Annotated in this window: 14 protein-coding genes; 12 read left to right on the top strand and 2 right to left on the bottom strand. The window is 65.7% G+C overall.

All coding sequences use genetic code 11. From position 1 onward, the window contains the following. The first annotated feature begins 2 nt into the window (after window positions 1-2). The 3 genes from RAM80_RS28245 to mrdA all read left to right on the top strand — a co-directional run bounded on the left by RAM80_RS28245 (window position 3) and on the right by mrdA (window position 4,113). Window positions 3-1,091 carry an AI-2E family transporter gene (locus RAM80_RS28245; RefSeq protein ID WP_416423662.1) on the top strand — a complete coding sequence of 363 codons (1,089 nt, stop codon included), beginning with the start codon at window positions 3-5 and terminating at the stop codon, window positions 1,089-1,091. Between the two features lie 30 nt (window positions 1,092-1,121). Continuing rightward, window positions 1,122-1,823 carry a GntR family transcriptional regulator gene (locus tag RAM80_RS28250; RefSeq protein ID WP_416423663.1) on the top strand — a complete coding sequence of 234 codons (702 nt, stop codon included), beginning with the start codon at window positions 1,122-1,124 and terminating at the stop codon, window positions 1,821-1,823. A gap of 361 nt (window positions 1,824-2,184) precedes the next feature. Then, window positions 2,185-4,113 carry a penicillin-binding protein 2 gene (gene mrdA, locus RAM80_RS28255; protein WP_416423664.1) on the top strand — a complete coding sequence of 643 codons (1,929 nt, stop codon included), beginning with the start codon at window positions 2,185-2,187 and terminating at the stop codon, window positions 4,111-4,113. Window positions 4,114-4,199: 86 nt separating this feature from the next. Here the strand turns inward: mrdA and RAM80_RS28260 are convergent, their stop codons facing one another. Continuing rightward, complete coding sequence (locus RAM80_RS28260; protein ID WP_416423665.1) at window positions 4,200-5,348, bottom strand: aldose epimerase family protein; 1,149 nt, start codon at window positions 5,346-5,348, stop codon at window positions 4,200-4,202. A 200-nt stretch (window positions 5,349-5,548) separates the two neighbouring features. On the opposite strand from RAM80_RS28260, the gene RAM80_RS28265 reads away from it, so the two are divergent. The 9 genes from RAM80_RS28265 (at window position 5,549) to RAM80_RS28305 (ending at window position 16,296) form a co-directional block, all read left to right on the top strand. After that, window positions 5,549-6,427, top strand: a complete 879-nt coding sequence (locus RAM80_RS28265) for an SMP-30/gluconolactonase/LRE family protein (RefSeq protein WP_416423666.1) — start codon at window positions 5,549-5,551, stop codon at window positions 6,425-6,427. 118 nt (window positions 6,428-6,545) lie between these two features. Continuing rightward, window positions 6,546-7,550 carry a substrate-binding domain-containing protein gene (locus tag RAM80_RS28270; RefSeq protein WP_416423667.1) on the top strand — a complete coding sequence of 335 codons (1,005 nt, stop codon included), beginning with the start codon at window positions 6,546-6,548 and terminating at the stop codon, window positions 7,548-7,550. A 104-nt stretch (window positions 7,551-7,654) separates the two neighbouring features. After that, complete coding sequence (gene araG / locus RAM80_RS28275) at window positions 7,655-9,184, top strand: L-arabinose ABC transporter ATP-binding protein AraG (protein WP_416423668.1); 1,530 nt, start codon at window positions 7,655-7,657, stop codon at window positions 9,182-9,184. 21 nt (window positions 9,185-9,205) lie between these two features. After that, window positions 9,206-10,171: an L-arabinose ABC transporter permease AraH gene (araH, locus tag RAM80_RS28280; protein WP_416423669.1), complete on the top strand. Its 966-nt coding sequence runs from the start codon at window positions 9,206-9,208 to the stop codon at window positions 10,169-10,171. Between the two features lie 159 nt (window positions 10,172-10,330). Continuing rightward, a complete protein-coding gene (locus RAM80_RS28285; RefSeq protein WP_416423670.1) occupies window positions 10,331-10,939 on the top strand; it encodes a paraquat-inducible protein A in 609 nt (202 codons plus the stop codon). Continuing rightward, on the top strand, window positions 10,936-11,550 hold the full coding sequence (locus RAM80_RS28290) for a paraquat-inducible protein A (protein ID WP_416423671.1): 615 nt from the start codon (window positions 10,936-10,938) through the stop codon (window positions 11,548-11,550). The genes RAM80_RS28285 and RAM80_RS28290 overlap by 4 nt, the downstream gene beginning before the upstream one ends. Beyond that, window positions 11,543-13,210: an intermembrane transport protein PqiB gene (locus tag RAM80_RS28295; protein WP_416423672.1), complete on the top strand. Its 1,668-nt coding sequence runs from the start codon at window positions 11,543-11,545 to the stop codon at window positions 13,208-13,210. The genes RAM80_RS28290 and RAM80_RS28295 overlap by 8 nt, the downstream gene beginning before the upstream one ends. A 5-nt stretch (window positions 13,211-13,215) precedes the next feature. Further along, window positions 13,216-13,803, top strand: coding sequence for a PqiC family protein (locus tag RAM80_RS28300; RefSeq protein ID WP_416423673.1), 588 nt, complete (start codon window positions 13,216-13,218; stop codon window positions 13,801-13,803). A 219-nt stretch (window positions 13,804-14,022) separates the two neighbouring features. Then, window positions 14,023-16,296: an FdhF/YdeP family oxidoreductase gene (locus tag RAM80_RS28305; protein WP_416423674.1), complete on the top strand. Its 2,274-nt coding sequence runs from the start codon at window positions 14,023-14,025 to the stop codon at window positions 16,294-16,296. A gap of 246 nt (window positions 16,297-16,542) precedes the next feature. On the opposite strand, the gene RAM80_RS28310 is transcribed toward RAM80_RS28305, so the two are convergent. Beyond that, window positions 16,543-17,016: a DUF1348 family protein gene (locus tag RAM80_RS28310; protein WP_416423675.1), complete on the bottom strand. Its 474-nt coding sequence runs from the start codon at window positions 17,014-17,016 to the stop codon at window positions 16,543-16,545. Between the last annotated feature and the right edge of the window lie 27 nt (window positions 17,017-17,043).

The following is a 17,043-nucleotide window of genomic DNA, read 5'->3' on the forward strand; positions in this document are numbered from 1 at the left end:
ACATGAACGAAACCCTGCTGCAACACAAGGCACTGATGGTGCTGCTGACCCTGGTCACCCTGGCGTTCATCTGGATCATGCTGCCCTTTTACGGGGCGATCTTCTGGGCCGTCATCCTCGGCATCGTCTTCGCGCCGCTGCAGCGGCGCCTCAAGCTCAAATTCAACCGCAACCCCAACCTGGCCGCCCTGGCCACCCTGTTGATCTGCCTGGTGATCGCGATTATCCCGGTGATCATCGTCAGTGCGCTGCTGGTGCAGGAGGGCACCGGGCTGTACAAGAACATCGAAAGCGGTGAACTGGACATCGCCGGCTACATCACCCAATTCAAGCACGCCTTGCCAGCGTCGCTGCAACACCTGGCCGACCGCATGGGCATGGGCAACCTCGAAGGCCTGCGCGACAAGATCAGCAAATGGGCGATGCAGGGCAGCCAGTACCTGGCCTCCCAGGCCTTCAGCTTCGGCCAGGGTACCTTCGACTTCATCATCAGCTTCGGCATCATGCTGTACCTGCTGTTCTTCTTCCTGCGCGATGGTCCGGACCTGGTGCGCCGGGTGCGCAACGCCGTACCCCTGGCCGAACAGCAGAAACGCCGGCTGCAGCTCAAGTTCAACCGCGTGGTGCGCGCCACGGTCAAGGGCAACCTGTTGATGGCGGTGGTGCAGGGCGCCTTGGGCGGCCTGATCTTCTGGTTCCTCGACATCCCCAGCGCCTTGCTGTGGGCCGTGGTCATGGCCTTCATGTCGCTGCTGCCGGCCGTGGGCGCGGGCGTGGTGTGGGCGCCGGTGGCGGTGTTCTTCCTGCTCAATGGCGCCCTCTGGCAGGGCGCCTTGCTGACCGGCTACGGCCTGCTGGTGATCGGCATGGTCGACAACGTGCTGCGCCCCATCGTGGTGGGCAAGGACACGCGCATGCCCGACTACCTGATCCTGGTGTCGACCCTGGGCGGGTTGGCGGTGTTCGGGCTCAATGGCTTTGTCATCGGGCCATTGATTGCGGCACTGTTCATGTCCAGTTGGTCGATTTTCGTCGCCACCAAAAAACAGGTACGTTTGCCGCAAGATCCAGGAACTTCTGGGGTATCATGAGCAGGATCCAATTTTTTTGGCAGAGTGTTCATGAGTAAACCCGGACAAAGGGTATTGGTTGCACTGCGCAAGATGATCGCCGCGGGGGAGATCGCGGCGGGCGAGCGCGTGTTCGAAGTCACCGTGGCCGAGGCCCTGGGCGTGTCGCGCACGCCGGTGCGCATTGCCTTCCGCACCCTGGAGCAGGAGGGCCTGCTGGTGCAGTACGGCGCCCGTGGCTACCAGGTGCGCAAGGTCAGCGAGGAAGACATCGCCGGCGCCATCGAGGTGCGCGGGGTGCTGGAAGGGCTGGCAGCGCGGCAGTTCGCCGAACGCGGCGTCAGCGAGGAAGAGCTGGCCGCCCTGCGCCAGTGCCTGGCGCAGGGCGATGAAATCTTCGCCAAGGGCCATGTCACCGAGGACGACCTGCAGCTGTATCACGACCTCAACATGCGCTTCCACCAGATCATCCTGCAGGGCAGCGGCAACCCCGCCATCGCTGGCGCGCTGCAGCGCAACGACCACATGCCGTTCGCCTCGGTGACGGCGCTGGCGGTGGACTGCGACAACTTGAAGGACGAATTTCGCCGCTTCGACTACGCGCACATGCAACACCACTCCATCGTCGACGCCCTGGCCTGCGGGCAGGGCGCCCGCGCCGAGGCGCTGATGCGCGAGCACGCCAACGCCACCCTGCGCTACGCCCGGGTGTTCCAGGCCGCCTCCGACCAGGTCAAAGTACTGCGCGGCTAACCCACCTCCCGTAGCAGCGGCCAAAGGCCGCGTCCCCCGGCACACCGCGTTGCATGGGGACGCGGCCTTTGGCCGCTGCTACGGGTCAGCTTTGTTCACTTTCCTGCCCGCACCACACCCGGCATAATCGCGCCCCGCGCAGCGGCGCTACGTCGGGCCGCGGGACATCAGCCTTGAGGCGGACCGGCTGCTTTCGTTACCATCGCGCACGCCGTGCTCATTACCTACGGCATTTGTTTCTTTTTCCTACGCGCCCGGAGGGCGTTTCACCCCCTGAAACCGGCGTTTGCCTTCGTGGGCAGGCGTGTCGAGGTGTTCGGGGACTGCTGTTTTTTCATTTTTTTGTCGTCAGAGCGGTTTAATGCCACAACCCATTCCCCTGAAAGACCACGAAAAAGAGAAGCGCCTGGTCAATCGGCGCCTTATCGCCTGTGCGGTCTTTGTGCTGGCCCTGGCCCTGGCCCTGGTGGGCCGCCTGTATTTCCTGCAGGTCATCGAATTTGCCTACCACTCCACCATTTCCGAGAACAACCGCGTCCACGTGTTGCCCATTCCGCCGGAGCGCGGGGTGATCTACGACCGCAACGGCGTGGTGCTGGCCACCAACCGGCCCAGCTTCAACATGACCCTGACCCGCGAGCGGGCAGGGGACTACCGCCATGTGCTGGACGAAGTGGTGCAGATCCTCGGGCTCACCGAGGACGACCGCAAGCAGTTCGACAAGGAACTCAAGCGCGTGCGCCACCCCTTCGAGCCCGTGACGCTGATGTACGAGCTGACCGAGGACCAGATCGCCAAGATCGCGGTGAACCAGTACCTGCTGCCGGGCATCGACGTGGAAGCGCAGTTCGTGCGCGAATACCCGCTGGGCACGCACTTCGCCCACTCGGTGGGCTACGTGGGCCGTATCAACGAGAAAGAGGCCAAGACCCTCGACCAGACCGAGTACCGCGGCACCCAGTCGGTGGGCAAGACCGGCATCGAGCGCTTCTACGAGGCCGAACTGCACGGCCACGTGGGCTACGAGGAAGTGGAAACCAACGCCCAGGGCCGGGTGATGCGCGTGCTCAAGCACACCGACCCGGTGGCCGGCAAAAACATCGTGCTGAGCCTGGACGCGCACCTGCAGCAGGCCGCCGAGGACGCCCTGGGCGACCGCCGTGGCTCGGTGGTGTGCATCGACCCGGACACCGGCGAGGTGCTGGCCATGGTCAGCAAGCCGGCGTTCGACCCCAACCTGTTCGTCACCGGCATCAGCTTCAAGCAGTACGCCAGCCTGCGCGACTCCATCGACCGACCGCTGTTCAACCGCGCCCTGCGCGGCCTGTACGCCCCCGGCTCGACCATCAAGCCGGAAGTGGCCATCGCCGGCCTCGACAGCGGCGCCACCACCGCCCAGTCGCGGGTGTTCGACCCCGGCTACTACGAGCTGCCCAACTACGACCACAAATACCGCAACTGGAACCACAGCGGTGACGGCTGGGTGGACATGGACGCGGCTATCATGCGCTCCAACGACACCTACTTCTACGACCTGGCGCACAAGCTGGGTGTGGACCGCCTGCACGACTACATGACCCGCTTCGGCCTGGGCCAGAAAGTGTCCATGGACATGTACGAAGAAGCGCCAGGGCTGATGCCGTCCCCGGCGTGGAAGCGCGCCACCCGCCGCCAGGCCTGGTTCCCGGGTGAAACGCTGATCCTGGGGATTGGCCAGGGCTACATGCAGGTCACCCCACTGCAGCTGGCCCAGGCCACCAGCCTGATCGCCGCCAAGGGCGTGTGGCGCCGGCCACACCTGGCCGAAACGGTCGGTGGCGTGGCGCCGGTGGACGAGAACCCGATGCCCAACATCGTGCTGCGCAACCCGCAGTACTGGGAGCAGGTGAACCACGGCATGCAGATGGTGATGCATGACCCGCGGGGTATTGCCCGCGCCGCTGCCCAGGGCGCCCAGTACCGCATCGCTGGCAAGAGTGGTACCGCGCAGGTGGTGGCGATCAAGCAGGGCGAGCGCTACAACCGCCTGAAAACCCTGGAACGCAACCGCGACAACGCCTTGTTCGTCGGCTTTGCGCCGGCCGAACACCCGAAGATCGTGGTGTCGGTGATGATCGAGAACGGTGAGGCCGGCGGCCGGGTCGCAGGCCCGGTGGTGCGGCAGATCATGGACGCCTGGCTGCTGGACCAGAACGGCCACCTCAAGCCTGAGTACGCCAACCCCACGCCGCCGGCCAAGGCCGACCCGGTGGCGGCAGCGCCGCTGCACCCCAAGCACTCCCCCGTATAACCGCATTACGCCTATCGCGCCCAAGGGCGGCTCCTACGCCAATTGCGTAGGAGCCGCCCTTGGGCGCGATGCAGGCGACGCGGTCTCTACTTCGCGCTGAAGCGCAAAATCGTTGTCTGGGTGTAGGCCTTGCCCGGGTCCAGCCGCGTGCTCGGGAACTTCGGCTGGTTCGGCGAATCCGGGTAATGCTGGGTCTCCAGGGTGAACGCGCCCCAGTGCGGGTACACCGTGCCGCCCTTGCCATGAATGCTGCCATCGAGGAAGTTGGCGGTGTACAGCTGCACCCCAGGCTCGGTGGTGTACAGCTGCAGCACCCGGCCCGACGCCGGGTCATGCACCTCGGTGGCCAGGCGCTTCACGTCGCCGTGGGTGTCCAGCACCCAGTTGAAGTCAAAGCCGCCTTGCTTGGGCTCGGCGAACTTCAGCTGCGGGTGATCATCCTTGATGTGCGCGCCAAACGCCGTGGGCTTGAGGAAGTCCATGGGCGTGCCGGCCACCGGTGCCAGCTCGCCCGTAGGGATCAGCTTGGCGGTCACCGGCGTGTAATGGGAACCGAACACGGTGGCCACCTGCTTGAGGATGTCGCCGTTGCCGGCGCCCGCCAGGTTGAAGTAGCTGTGGTTGGTCAGGTTGAGCACCGTTGGCTTGTCGGTGGTGGCGCGGTACTCGATGCGCAGCTCGTTGCGCTCGTTGAGGCTGTAGGTCACGTGGGTGGTCAGGGTGCCGGGGAAGCCCATCTCGCCGTCTGCCGACACGTAGCTCAGGGTCACGCCGACGCTGTCCTTGGCCTTGCTCGGCTCGGCCTTCCACACATGCTTGTCGAAGCCCTGGGTGCCGCCATGCAGGGCGTTGGGCCCGTCGTTGGTGGGAATCTGGTAAGGCTTGCCGTCGAGGCTGAACTTGCCGTCGGCCAGGCGGTTGCCGTAGCGGCCGATGGTGGCGCCGAAATACACCGTGGGGTTGGCCTGGTAGCCCTTGACGTCATCGAACCCCAGCACCACGTCGGCGGCCTTGCCGTGCTTGTCGGGCACCAGCAGCGACTGCAGGATGCCACCGTAGGTGATGATGGTGGCTTGCACGCCGTGGCTGTTCTTCAGGGTGTATTTTTCGATGGCGGTGCCATCGGGCAGGGTGCCGAAGCTGCCGCGTTCGGCGCTGAGCCCCGCGGCGTGGGCAGTGATGCTGGCCATCATGATCGAGAGTCCCAGGCTGGCGAGGGTAAGACGTGGTTGCATGGTAAGCCTTCCTTTTTGTTGTTGTGGCGGATGCTTGCGGAAATTTCCTGTCTATTGGTCAGACTATTTACCTTCATTTTTGCAGTGGCAAGCTTATATAGTCCAAAAAACAGCACTTGAAAAATAAATGGTAATACTATTTAGTGGTGTCGTGGCCCGGTGAGGCCCGCGCGTCAACAATAAGAACAGAAGGGCGTGACATGAATTGGCAGGCACTTTCCCCCGTGCGTTACCGGCTCGCCGAAGGCGCGTGCTGGGACGTCGCCACCCAGGCCTTGTACTGGGTGGACATCGCTGGCTTCAAAGCGTGCCGCCTGCAGGGCGGCGCGCAGCGGCACTGGCAGTTGCACGAGCCGGTGTCGGCGTTCATTCCCACCCAGGCCGGCGACGCCCTGGTGACCCTGGCCAGCGGCGTGCACCGCCTGGCCCTGGATTCCCCCGAACAGGCCCCGGCCCTGCGCCTGTGGTGCCAGGCCGACCCTGTCGCCGGCAACCGCGCCAACGAGGCCCGCTGCGACCCCCAGGGCAACCTGTGGCTGGGCAGCATGCAGAACAACCTCGACGCCGAAGGCGGCGACCTGCCGCTTGAGCGCCGCAGCGGCGGCCTGTTCCGTATCGACCACCAAGGGCGCGTGGCGCCGTTGCTGGCCGGGCAGGGCATCGTCAACACCCTGCTGTGGAGCGACGACGGCGCCTGGCTGTACAGCGCCGATACCCTCGACGGCGTGATCTACCGCTACCCCCTGGACGCCCAGGGCCTGCCCGGCCCGCGCCAGGTATGGGCGGCCGAGCACCCGCGCGGCGCCCCGGATGGCTCGGCCATGGACGCCGACGGCTACGTGTGGAACGCGCGCTGGGGCGGCCATTGCCTGCTGCGCTTCGCCCCCGACGGCAGTTTGGACCGAATCGTCGAATTGCCGGTGGAACACCCCACCAGCTGCGTATTTGGCGGCCCGGACCTGACGCGGCTGTACGTCACCAGCTCGCGCCAGAGCGGCAGTCACAACCCCCTGGACGGCGCCGTGCTGTGGGCCGACCTGGGCGTGCGCGGCCAGCCGTGCCAGCGTTTCGGCGGGTGACACTACGTTACATAGAGACACCGGATTACATGCTAAGACTGTAAATCGCGCCTTTGCGGGTGCGCCACTCAAACCGCTGGACGCTGTAGCTATATCAAATAAGAACAAGGAGTTAGCTATGTTGAGTCGCCATGGGATGCGTTCCCTGTGCTGTGCCGCCGTGTCTACCGCCATCCTCGGCCTGGGCTCCACCGCCTTCGCCGCCGACCCGGTGAAGATCGGCTTCCTGGTCAAGCAGGCTGAAGAGCCCTGGTTCCAGACCGAATGGGCCTTCGCCGAAAAAGCCGCCAAGGACAAGGGCTTCGAACTGATCAAGATCGCCGTGCCCGACGGCGAGAAAACCCTCTCGGCTATCGACAGTCTGGCCGCCAACGGCGCCAAGGGCTTCGTCATCTGCCCGCCGGATGTGTCCCTGGGCCCGGCCATCGTCGCCAAGGCCAAGGCCAACGACCTCAAGGTAATGGCCGTGGATGACCGCTTCGTCGACGCCAACGGCAAATTCATGGAGGACGTGCCGTACCTGGGCATGGCCGCCTTCGAAGTGGGCCAGAAGCAGGGCGCCGCCATGGCCGATGAGGCCAAGAAGCGCAACTGGGACTGGAAAGACACCTACGCCGTCATCAACACCTACAACGAGCTGGACACCGGCAAGAAGCGCACCGACGGCTCCATCGACGCGCTGAAAAAAGCCGGCCTGCCCGCCGAGCACATCCTTACCGCCCCGCAGAAGACCCTGGACGTGCCCGGTGGCATGGACGCGGTCAACTCGGCGCTGCCCAAGCTGCCGGCGAACGCGAAAAACCTGATCATCGGCGGCATGAACGACAACACCGTGCTGGGTGGGGTGCGGGCCACGGCCTCGAACGGCTTCGAGCCTGACCACGTGATCGGCATCGGCATCAATGGCACCGACGCCATCGACGAGCTGAAGAAACCGAAAAGCGGCTTCTTCGGCTCGATGCTGCCCAGCCCCGACAAGGAAGGCTACAACACCGCGTCGCAGGTGTTCGAGTGGGTCACCACCGGCAAGGAACCGCCCAAGTACACCGCCATGGACGACGTGACGCTGATCACCCGCGCCAACTTCCAGGACGTGCTGACCAAGATCGGGCTCTGGAAGTAACGCCAATCCCGTAGCAGCGGCCACAGGCCGCGTCACAGCGCACCGCTGACGCAGCCTGCGGCAGCTGCTACGGGTTTTGCCATCGCTAGGTGAAGAGACTTCTCATGCATGCATCCACGGCAACACAACCACACACCGCCACCGGCAGCCTGCGCTTCGACGCCATCGGCAAGAACTTCCCGGGCGTGCGCGCGCTGTCCGACATCAGCTTCACCGCCCACCCCGGGCAGGTGCTGGCGCTGATGGGCGAGAACGGCGCGGGCAAGTCCACCCTGTTGAAAATCCTCGGCGGCGCCTACCAGCCCAGCGCTGGCCAGGTGCTGATCGGCGACCAGCCCATGGCGTTCAAGTCCGCCGCCGACAGCATCGCCCACGGCGTGGCGGTGATTCACCAGGAGCTGCACCTGGTGCCGGAAATGAGCGTGGCCGAAAACCTGCTGCTGGGGCACATGCCGGCGCGGTTCGGCCTGGTCAACCGCGGCGCCATGCAGCGCCGCGCCCGCGAGCTGCTCAAAGGCCTGGCCGACGAGATCGACCCCGGCACGCGCCTGGGCGAGCTGTCCCTGGGCCAGCGGCAACTGGTGGAAATTGCCAAGGCCATGTCGCGCAACGCCCACGTTATAGCCTTCGACGAACCCACCAGCAGCCTCTCGGCCCGCGAGATCGACCGGCTGATGACCATCATCGCCCGGCTGCGCGACGAGGGCCGGGTGATTTTGTACGTGTCGCACCGCATGGAAGAAATCTTCCGCATCTGCGACGCCGTCACCGTGTTCAAGGACGGCCGCTTCATTCGCACCTTCGATGACATGGCGCAGCTGACCCACGACCAGCTGGTGACCTGCATGGTCGGCCGCGACATCCAGGACATCTACGACTACCGCACCCGCGAACAGGGCGGCGTGGCCCTGCAGGTAAAAGACCTGCTGGGCCCCGGCCTGCAGGAACCGGTGAGCTTCAGCCTGCACAAGGGCGAGGTGCTGGGCTTCTTCGGCCTGGTGGGCGCCGGGCGCACCGAACTGCTGCGGCTGCTGTCGGGCCTGGCGCGCCACAGCGCCGGCGACATCGAACTGGAAGGCCGCCCGCTGCACCTGAAGAACCCGCGCCAGGCCATCGACGCCGGCATCCTGCTGTGCCCCGAAGACCGCAAGAAAGAAGGCATCGTGCCGCTGTCCAGCGTTGCCGAGAACATCAACATCGGCGCCCGCAGCCGCCATGCCCACCTGGGCTGCCTGCTGCAGGGCCGCTGGGAGCGCGACAACGCGCGCCAGCAGATCAGCGCCATGAACGTGAAAACCCCCAGCCCCGGCCAGCAGATCATGTTCCTGTCCGGCGGCAACCAGCAGAAGGCCATTCTCGGCCGCTGGCTGTCGATGCCCATGAAGGTGCTGCTGCTGGACGAACCCACCCGCGGCATCGACATCGGCGCCAAGTCGGAGATTTACCAGATCATCCACAACCTGGCGGCCCAGGGCATCGCGGTGATCGTGGTGTCCAGCGACCTGATGGAAGTGATGGGCATCAGCGACCGCATCCTGGTGATGAGCGAAGGCGCCCTGACCGGCGAAGTGAACCGTGAACAGGCCGACGAATCCCGTCTGCTGCAACTGGCACTGCCACGCACCCGTGGCTGAACAATAATAAACGAGGTGCTTATGACCACTCCCACCACCCTGCACGCGCCGCGGCAAGGACTGAACATGCGCCGGTTTCTCGATGAGTGGGCCATGCTGCTGGCGGCCCTGGGCATCTTCCTGCTCTGCACCCTGTTGATCGACAACTTCATGTCGCCGATGAACATGCGCGGCCTGGGCCTGGCGATCTCCACCACCGGCATCGCCGCCTGCACCATGCTCTATTGCCTGGCCTCCGGGCATTTCGACCTGTCGGTCGGTTCGGTCATCGCCTGCGCCGGGGTGATCGCCGCCGTGGTGATGCGTGACACCAACAGCGTGTTCCTTGGCGTGTCCGCGGCCCTGGGCATGGGCCTGATCGTCGGGCTGATCAACGGCATCGTCATCGCCAAGCTGCGCATCAACGCGCTGATCGCGACGCTGGCGACCATGCAGATCGTCCGCGGCCTGGCCTACATCTTCTCCAACGGCAAGGCCGTGGGCGTCATGAACGAGGGCTTCTATGTGTTCGGCAACGGCCAGGTGTTCGGCGTGCCGGTGCCCATCCTGATCACCATCGTCTGCTTCATCTTCTTCGGCTGGCTGCTCAACTACACCACCTACGGCCGCAACACCATGGCCATTGGCGGCAACCAGGAAGCCGCACGCCTGGCCGGCGTGCACGTGGACCGCACCAAAATCATCATCTTCGCCGTGCACGGCCTGGTGGGCGCCCTGGCCGGCGTGGTGCTGGCCTCGCGCATGACCTCCGGGCAGCCCATGGTGGGGCAGGGCTTTGAACTGACCGTGATCTCGGCCTGCGTGCTGGGCGGGGTGTCGCTGAGCGGCGGCATCGGCATGATCCGCCACGTGATAGCCGGCGTGCTGATCCTGGCGATCATCGAGAACGCCATGAACCTGAAGAACATCGACACCTTCTACCAATACGTGATCCGCGGCACCATCCTGCTGATCGCGGTGATCATTGACCGACTGAAGCAGCGCTGAGCCCGGACGCGGCCTGTGGCCGCTGCTACGGGCGTAGCAGCGGCCGAAGGCCGCGTCCCCCACCCACTATCATGCAATTACATATGTATCCTACGCTGAACTAGACGCGGCGCTGCCATTCAAAGGAAAATGCCGCTCCCACCCGTGTCAACGAGCCTCATGAACAACCCCGACTGGATCATTTGCGAGCATTGCGACTCCGTCTACCAGCCCACCCCCCTGGTGCGCGGGGAAAAGTCCTGCTGCACCCGTTGCGGCGCGGTGCTGGCCCGGGGCGGGCAGATGAGCGCCCAGCAGCTGTTGGCGTTGTCCATCTGCGCGGCCATCGTCTTCTGCTTCGCCAACGCCTTCCCGGTGATCTCCATCAGCCTCCAGGGCCTGAGCAACGAAGCCACCCTCTGGCAGTCGGTGCAAGCCCTGGCCCAAGGGCGCATCAGCGTCATCGCCGCAGTGGCCGGGCTGACCATCATCCTGGCGCCCATGCTGCAGATCATCCTGCTGTGCTGGGTGCTCAGCTTCGCCTGCGCCGGCGTCGCCGCGCCCGGCTTCAAGGCCTGCATGCGCGCCCTGGAGCACCTGCGCCCGTGGAGCATGCTCGAGGTGTGCCTGCTGGGCATCCTGGTCGCCATCGTCAAGCTGGGCGGCATGCTCGACGTGCACCCCGGCCTGGGCCTGTGGGCGCTGGCCATGCTGACGGTGCTGATCATCCTGATTTCGGGCAAGAGCATCCGCCGCCTGTGGCATGACCTGGAAGGGGTCATTCCATGAGCCAGCCGCCCTATGCCCACGAACTCAAGCTGGTGCTGTGCCACACCTGCGGCCTGGCCTGCGCCGAAGGCAGCCACTACTGCCCGCGCTGCGATTCGGTGGTGCACCGGCGCAAGCCCGAAAGCCTGGCACGCACTTGGGCGTTCCTGATCGCCAGCCTGGTCTTCTACATACCGGCCAACCTGCTGCCGGTGATGTACACCGACATGTTCGGCAGCGGCAGCGAGAACACCATCATGAGCGGCGTCATGGAGTTCTGGGCCGGCGGCTCCTGGGACATTGCCCTGCTGATCTTCATCGCCAGCATCGCCGTGCCGTGCATGAAATTCGTGGTGCTGGGCACTTTGCTCATCACCTGCCAGCGCCGCAGCCAGTGGGCCATGCGCGAGCGCTCGAAGCTCTACCGGCTGATCGAGATCATCGGCTACTGGTCCATGCTTGACGTGCTGGTGGTGGCCCTGGTGGCGGCCCTGGTGCAATTCCATTCCCTGAGCAGCATCGAGCCGCGCCTGGGTATCCTGTTCTTTGGTTTGGTCGTGGTGCTGACGATGTTGGCGGCCATGAGTTTTGATCCCCGGCTTATCTGGGATGCAGAGGTTGAAGATGTCTGATCACCCAAGTTCCACCCTCACGCCTTCGAGCCCCGAGATCCGGCGCCGACGTTTCAACGTCTCGCTGGTCTGGCTGGTGCCGATCGTGGCCGCCCTGATCGGCCTGTCGATGGTGGTGCACAAGGCCATGTCGGCCGGCCCGCAGATCCAGATCAGCTTCCTCACCGCCGAAGGCCTGGAAGCCAACAAGACCCAGGTCAAGTACAAGAACGTGGTGATCGGCAAGGTCACCGCCATCACCCTCAGCGAAGACCGCAGCCACATCGACGCCACGGTCGAGCTGGACCAGTCGGCCAAGGCCTTCACCGCCCGTGACGCTCGCTTCTGGGTGGTGCGCCCGCGCATCGGCGCCGGCGGCGTATCGGGCGTCGACACGTTGCTGTCCGGGGCCTTCATCGGCGCCGACCCGGGCAACTCCGACGACACCGAGAAGAACTTCGTCGGCCTGGAGAACCCGCCGGCCATCACCTACGGCCAGAAGGGCAAGCGCTTCACCCTGCACACCGGTGACCTGGGCTCGCTGGACATCGGCTCGGCCGTCTACTACCGCCGTATCCAGGTGGGGCAGGTGGTGTCCTACCACCTGGCCGACGACGGCAAGGGCGTCGACGTCGACGTCTTCATCAATGCCCCCAATGACCAGTACGTGCGCAAGGACAGCCGCTTCTGGAACGCCAGCGGCGTGGACGTCAGCCTGGGCGCCAACGGCTTGAAGGTGAACACCCAGTCGGTGGCCTCCATCCTCTCCGGCGGCATTGCCTTCGTGGAGCCCAACTACAGCGCCGACAAGGCCCAGGCCGACGAAGGCCAGCAGTTCACCCTGTTCGACGACCAGGAAACCGCGCTGGCGCCACCCGATGGCGAGGCGCGCTACGTGCAGATGCGCTTCGACCAGTCCCTGCGGGGCCTGGCCGTGAACGCGCCGGTGGAGTTCCTGGGCGTCAACGTCGGCAAGGTGGTGTCGGTGGACCTGGACTACGACGCCAAGACCGAGACCTTCCCCACGGTGATTGGCGCGGTGATCTACCCCAACCGCCTGGGCAAGGCCCACGACAAGCTGCTGGCGCAGATGGGTGGCGAGGACGATGCCAAGGGCGCGCTGCTGATGAGCCAGTTCGTCAAGCGCGGCCTGCGCGCCCAGGCGCGCAGCGCCAACCTGCTGACCGGCCAGCTGTACGTGTCGATGAACTTCGTGCCCAATGCCCGCCCGGTGCCCTTCGACATGAGCGCGCGGCCCATGGTGATCCCCACCGTGCCGGGCAGCCTGGACAAGTTGCAGGAGCAGTTGCAGAGCTTCGTCGACAAGCTGAGCAAGATCCCGATCGACCAGATCGCCGACAACCTCAACGGCAGCCTCGGCCAGCTCAACAAGACCCTGGAGAACGTCAACGGCCAGGTGCTGCCGGAGATGCGTGACACCCTGGTGCAGACGCGCAAGACCCTGGCCACCGCCAACGACAGCTTCGCCGAAGACTCGCCGCAGCGTCAGCAGCTGGGCCAGGCCCTGGATGAGGTGCAGCGCACCGCCCGTTCGGTGCGCGTGCTCACCGACTTCCTCGGCCGCCACCCCGAAGCGCTGATCCGTGGCCGCCTCAAGGACGGCAAGCCGGACGCTTACCAGCCCACTTCGTCGACCTCTCGTGAACCTGCACAGGAATGACCGCCATGACCCTCCGTTCCCTGGCCCTGCTGGCCACCCTGGGCCTGGCGGCCTGCAGCTCGGCGCCAACCCACTACTACACCCTGGTGGCCACCGCGCCGGCCAGCCCCGCCAGCGTCCCGGCGCCGGCGTTCCAGTTCGAGATGCTCAGCGTGCGCATGCCGGTGCAGGTCGACCAGCCGCAGATGGTGGTGCGCCAGAGCACCGGCGCCCTGGCCATCCTCGAAACCGAACGCTGGGGCGCGCCCCTGGCCGACGAGTTCCACGACGCCCTGGCCGGGCAGCTGGAGCAGAAGCTGGGCACCCGCGACCTGGCGGGCCTGCCCAAGGCCGCCGACAAGCCGGTGGTGTCGCTGCAGACCGACGTACGCCGCTTCGATTCGCTGCCGGGCCAGTACGCGCTGATCGACGTGGTGTGGAGCCTCAGCCAGCGCAGCGACGGCCAGAAGCGCCGCACCCTGACCTGCGCCAGCGTGATCCGCGAGGCCAGCGGCGTGGGCATGGATGACCTGGTGCTGGCGCACCAGAAAGCCATCGGCCAACTGGCCGGGCAGATCGCCAGGGCGGCCAACAGCTGGGCCTGCCCAGGCTGACCGCGGCGCCTGGGACGCGGCCTGCGGCCGCTGCTACGGGGTTGCGTAGCAGCTGCCGCAGGCTGCGTCTGGCCCCGGCGCAGTGTTCCAGCCAATACGCGGCGCACTGATGCAGGTACCGCTCGGTCGACCGATCATGCACGTGCCTGCCGCCAGGCGTAATGTAGTCCTCCCAGGCTCCGGCCAGCCGGCCATGAGCCACGTGCAGACGGAGAGATCATGGCCACTCGACGCACAGTACCGGGCATCAAGGACTACGACGGCCCCGCAGGTGGTTGGGGTGCATTGAAGGCTACCGCCACGGCGGTGCGCGAGCAGATGGACACCCTGAAGGCGCCGCTGACGCTGTTGCGCACCAACCAGCCGGACGGCTTCGATTGCCCCGGCTGCGCTTGGCCCGACAAGGAGCACCGCTCCACCTTCCAGTTCTGTGAGAACGGCGCCAAGGCCGTCACCTGGGAAGCCACCAACAAACGCGTCACCCCTGAATTCTTCGCCACCCACCCGGTCTCGGCCCTGCTGCGCCGCTCCGACTACGAGCTGGAAGACCTCGGCCGCCTGACCCACCCCATGGTCTACGACCGCGCCAGCGACACTTACCAGCCCATCGAATGGGACGCCGCGTTTGCCCGCATCGGCGAGATCCTGCGCGGGCTGCAACCCGACCAGGTAGAGTTCTACACCTCGGGCCGCGCCTCCAACGAAGCGGCCTACCTGTGGCAGCTGTATGCCCGGGAGTACGGCACCAACAACTTCCCCGACTGCTCGAACATGTGCCACGAGGCCACCAGCGTCGGCCTGCCGCGCTCCATCGGCATGGGCAAGGGCTCGGTGTCGCTGGAGGATTTCGACGTCACCGAGCTGATCATCTCCATCGGCCACAACCCCGGCACCAACCACCCGCGCATGATGGGCACGTTGCACGAGGCCTCGCGGCGCAAGGTGCCGATCATGGTGCTCAACCCCTTGCGCGAGCGCGCCCTGGAGCGCTTCGCCGACCCGCAGAGCATGGTCGAAATGGCCACCTACGGCTCCACGCGCATTGCCTCCACCTACCTGCAGGTCAAGGCCGGCGGCGATGCGGCGGCCATCAAGGGGGTGATGAAAGCGCTGCTGGAACTCGAAGACAGCGTTGGCCAGGTGCTCGACCATGCCTTCATCGCCGAGCACACCCAAGGTTTCGAGGCGCTCAAGGCCGACCTGCTGGTCACCCAATGGCCGGACATCGAGCACGCCAGCGGCCTGCTGCAGGACGACATGCAGAAGGTCGCCGCTGCCTACGCGAAGTCCAACGCCACCATCGTCACCTATGGCATGGGCGTCACCCAGCACAACGAGGGCACGGCCAATGTGCGGCTGATCTGCGACCTGCTGATGCTGCGCGGCAACCTTGGCAAGCCGGGCGCCGGCATCTGCCCGTTGCGCGGCCACTCCAACGTGCAGGGCAACCGCACCGTGGGCATCACCGAGAAACCGTCGGCCAGCTTCCTGGCCAAGTTGGAACAGGTGTTCGGCTTCAAACCGCCCGCCGGCCACGGTCATGACGCCGTGCAAACCATGCAGGCCATGATTGCCGGCAGCGCCAAGGCGTTGCTGTGCCTGGGTGGCAACTTCGCCGTGGCACTGCCGGACCCGGCGCAATGCTTCCCGGCCATGGGCCGCCTGGACCTGGCGGTGCACGTGGGCACCAAGCTCAACCGCAACCACCTGCTGGTGTCGAAGGAGACGTTCCTGTTCCCCTGCCTGGGCCGCACCGAACTGGACGTGCAGAACGGCCTGGCCCAGGCCATCACTGTGGAAGACTCCATGTCCATGGTCCACGCCTCGGCGGGCAAGCTGGCGCCGGCGTCGGCGTTCCTGCTGTCGGAGCCGGCCATCGTCGCCGGGATGGCCAGCGCCACGCTGCCCGACAGCCAGGTGGCGTGGAAAGCGCTTGCCGCTGACTACGACAAGATCCGCGACCTGATCGAGCAGACCATCCCCGGCTTCGACAACTACAACGCGCGCATCCGCGTGCCCGGCGGCTTCCGCATGCCGCTGCCGGCCACTGAGCGCAAGTGGCTGACCCCTTCCGGCAAGGCCGAGTTCTTCGTGTTCCCCGGCTTGCACGAAGACATGGTGGTGGAGGGAGCCGACGTGCTGCGCTTGATCACCCTGCGCAGCCACGACCAGTACAACACCACTATCTACGCCCTGGATGACCGTTACCGCGGCGTGTTCGGGCGCCGTGACGTGCTGTTCATGAGCCAGGCTGACCTGGACTCGCGCGGGCTGGCCCATGGCGACCTGGTGGACATAGAAACGGTGACCGAGGGGCGGCGGATGCGCTACGAGAAGATCACCGCCATCGAATACAAGATTGCCCCCGGGTCGGTGGGCGCCTATTACCCCGAGGCCAATTCGCTGGTGCCGCTGGACTACATCGACAAGGACAGCGGCACGCCGTCGTACAAGTCGGTGCCGGTGCGGGTGATGCGCTCCGAATTTAGCTGACCCCCCGTAACCGCAACTGTCTTGAAATGGCGTCGTCTGCATCGCGACTAAAGTCGGCTCCTACACGGTTCGTGGTAGGAGCCGGCCTTGGCCGCGATGCAGGCGACGCGGTCTATGGGGTATCCGCATTCGCGTAGCAGCTGCCGAAGGCTGCGTCTTGGGCGGTATAGTGCGCGGTGCCTGGAGACGCGGCCTGCGGCGGATGGCCGCCCCGCCGCTGCTACGGGGGGTGCGTGGGAGCTGCTGTCAGAGGCCCAGGGCGCTCAGGCCTGGATGGTCATCCGGACGGCGTCCCAGCGGCCAGCGGTATTTGCGTTCGGCCTCGGTGATCGGCAGGTCGTTGATGCAGGCAAAGCGCCGTTGCATCAGGCCATTCTCGGCGAACTCCCAGTTCTCGTTGCCGTAGGAACGGAACCAGTTGCCCGAGTCGTCGTGCCACTCGTAGGCATAACGCACGGCGATGCGGTTGTCGGCGAACGCCCACAGCTCCTTGATCAGGCGGTAGTCCAGCTCCTTGTTCCACTTGCGCGCCAGGAACGCCTGGGCCTGGGCGCGGCCGTGGATGAACTCGCTGCGGTTGCGCCAGTAGGTGTCCTCGGTATAGGCCAGGGCCACCTTGGCCGGGTCGCGGGAGTTCCAGCCGTCCTCGGCGCCGCGGACTTTCTGCGTGGCGGTTTCCAGGGTGAAAGGGGGCAGGGGCGGGCGGGGGGCTTCACTCATCGGGGTGTCCTCGGCAAAGGGGGAGGT

The organism is Pseudomonas sp. App30 (assembly GCF_047947025.1).
GTDB lineage: Bacteria > Pseudomonadota > Gammaproteobacteria > Pseudomonadales > Pseudomonadaceae > Aquipseudomonas.

Coding starts and splice junctions, on each gene's coding strand:
- RAM80_RS28260 (WP_416423665.1), bottom strand. CDS start 5,348: ATGCAACCACGTCTTACCCTCGCCAGCCTGGGACTCTCGATCATGATG.
- RAM80_RS28270 (WP_416423667.1), top strand. CDS start 6,546: ATGTTGAGTCGCCATGGGATGCGTTCCCTGTGCTGTGCCGCCGTGTCT.
- RAM80_RS28290 (WP_416423671.1), top strand. CDS start 10,936: ATGAGCCAGCCGCCCTATGCCCACGAACTCAAGCTGGTGCTGTGCCAC.
- RAM80_RS28305 (WP_416423674.1), top strand. CDS start 14,023: ATGGCCACTCGACGCACAGTACCGGGCATCAAGGACTACGACGGCCCC.
- araH (WP_416423669.1), top strand. CDS start 9,206: ATGACCACTCCCACCACCCTGCACGCGCCGCGGCAAGGACTGAACATG.
- mrdA (WP_416423664.1), top strand. CDS start 2,185: ATGCCACAACCCATTCCCCTGAAAGACCACGAAAAAGAGAAGCGCCTG.
- RAM80_RS28295 (WP_416423672.1), top strand. CDS start 11,543: ATGTCTGATCACCCAAGTTCCACCCTCACGCCTTCGAGCCCCGAGATC.
- RAM80_RS28250 (WP_416423663.1), top strand. CDS start 1,122: ATGAGTAAACCCGGACAAAGGGTATTGGTTGCACTGCGCAAGATGATC.
- RAM80_RS28285 (WP_416423670.1), top strand. CDS start 10,331: ATGAACAACCCCGACTGGATCATTTGCGAGCATTGCGACTCCGTCTAC.
- RAM80_RS28245 (WP_416423662.1), top strand. CDS start 3: ATGAACGAAACCCTGCTGCAACACAAGGCACTGATGGTGCTGCTGACC.
- RAM80_RS28265 (WP_416423666.1), top strand. CDS start 5,549: ATGAATTGGCAGGCACTTTCCCCCGTGCGTTACCGGCTCGCCGAAGGC.
- araG (WP_416423668.1), top strand. CDS start 7,655: ATGCATGCATCCACGGCAACACAACCACACACCGCCACCGGCAGCCTG.
- RAM80_RS28310 (WP_416423675.1), bottom strand. CDS start 17,016: ATGAGTGAAGCCCCCCGCCCGCCCCTGCCCCCTTTCACCCTGGAAACC.
- RAM80_RS28300 (WP_416423673.1), top strand. CDS start 13,216: ATGACCCTCCGTTCCCTGGCCCTGCTGGCCACCCTGGGCCTGGCGGCC.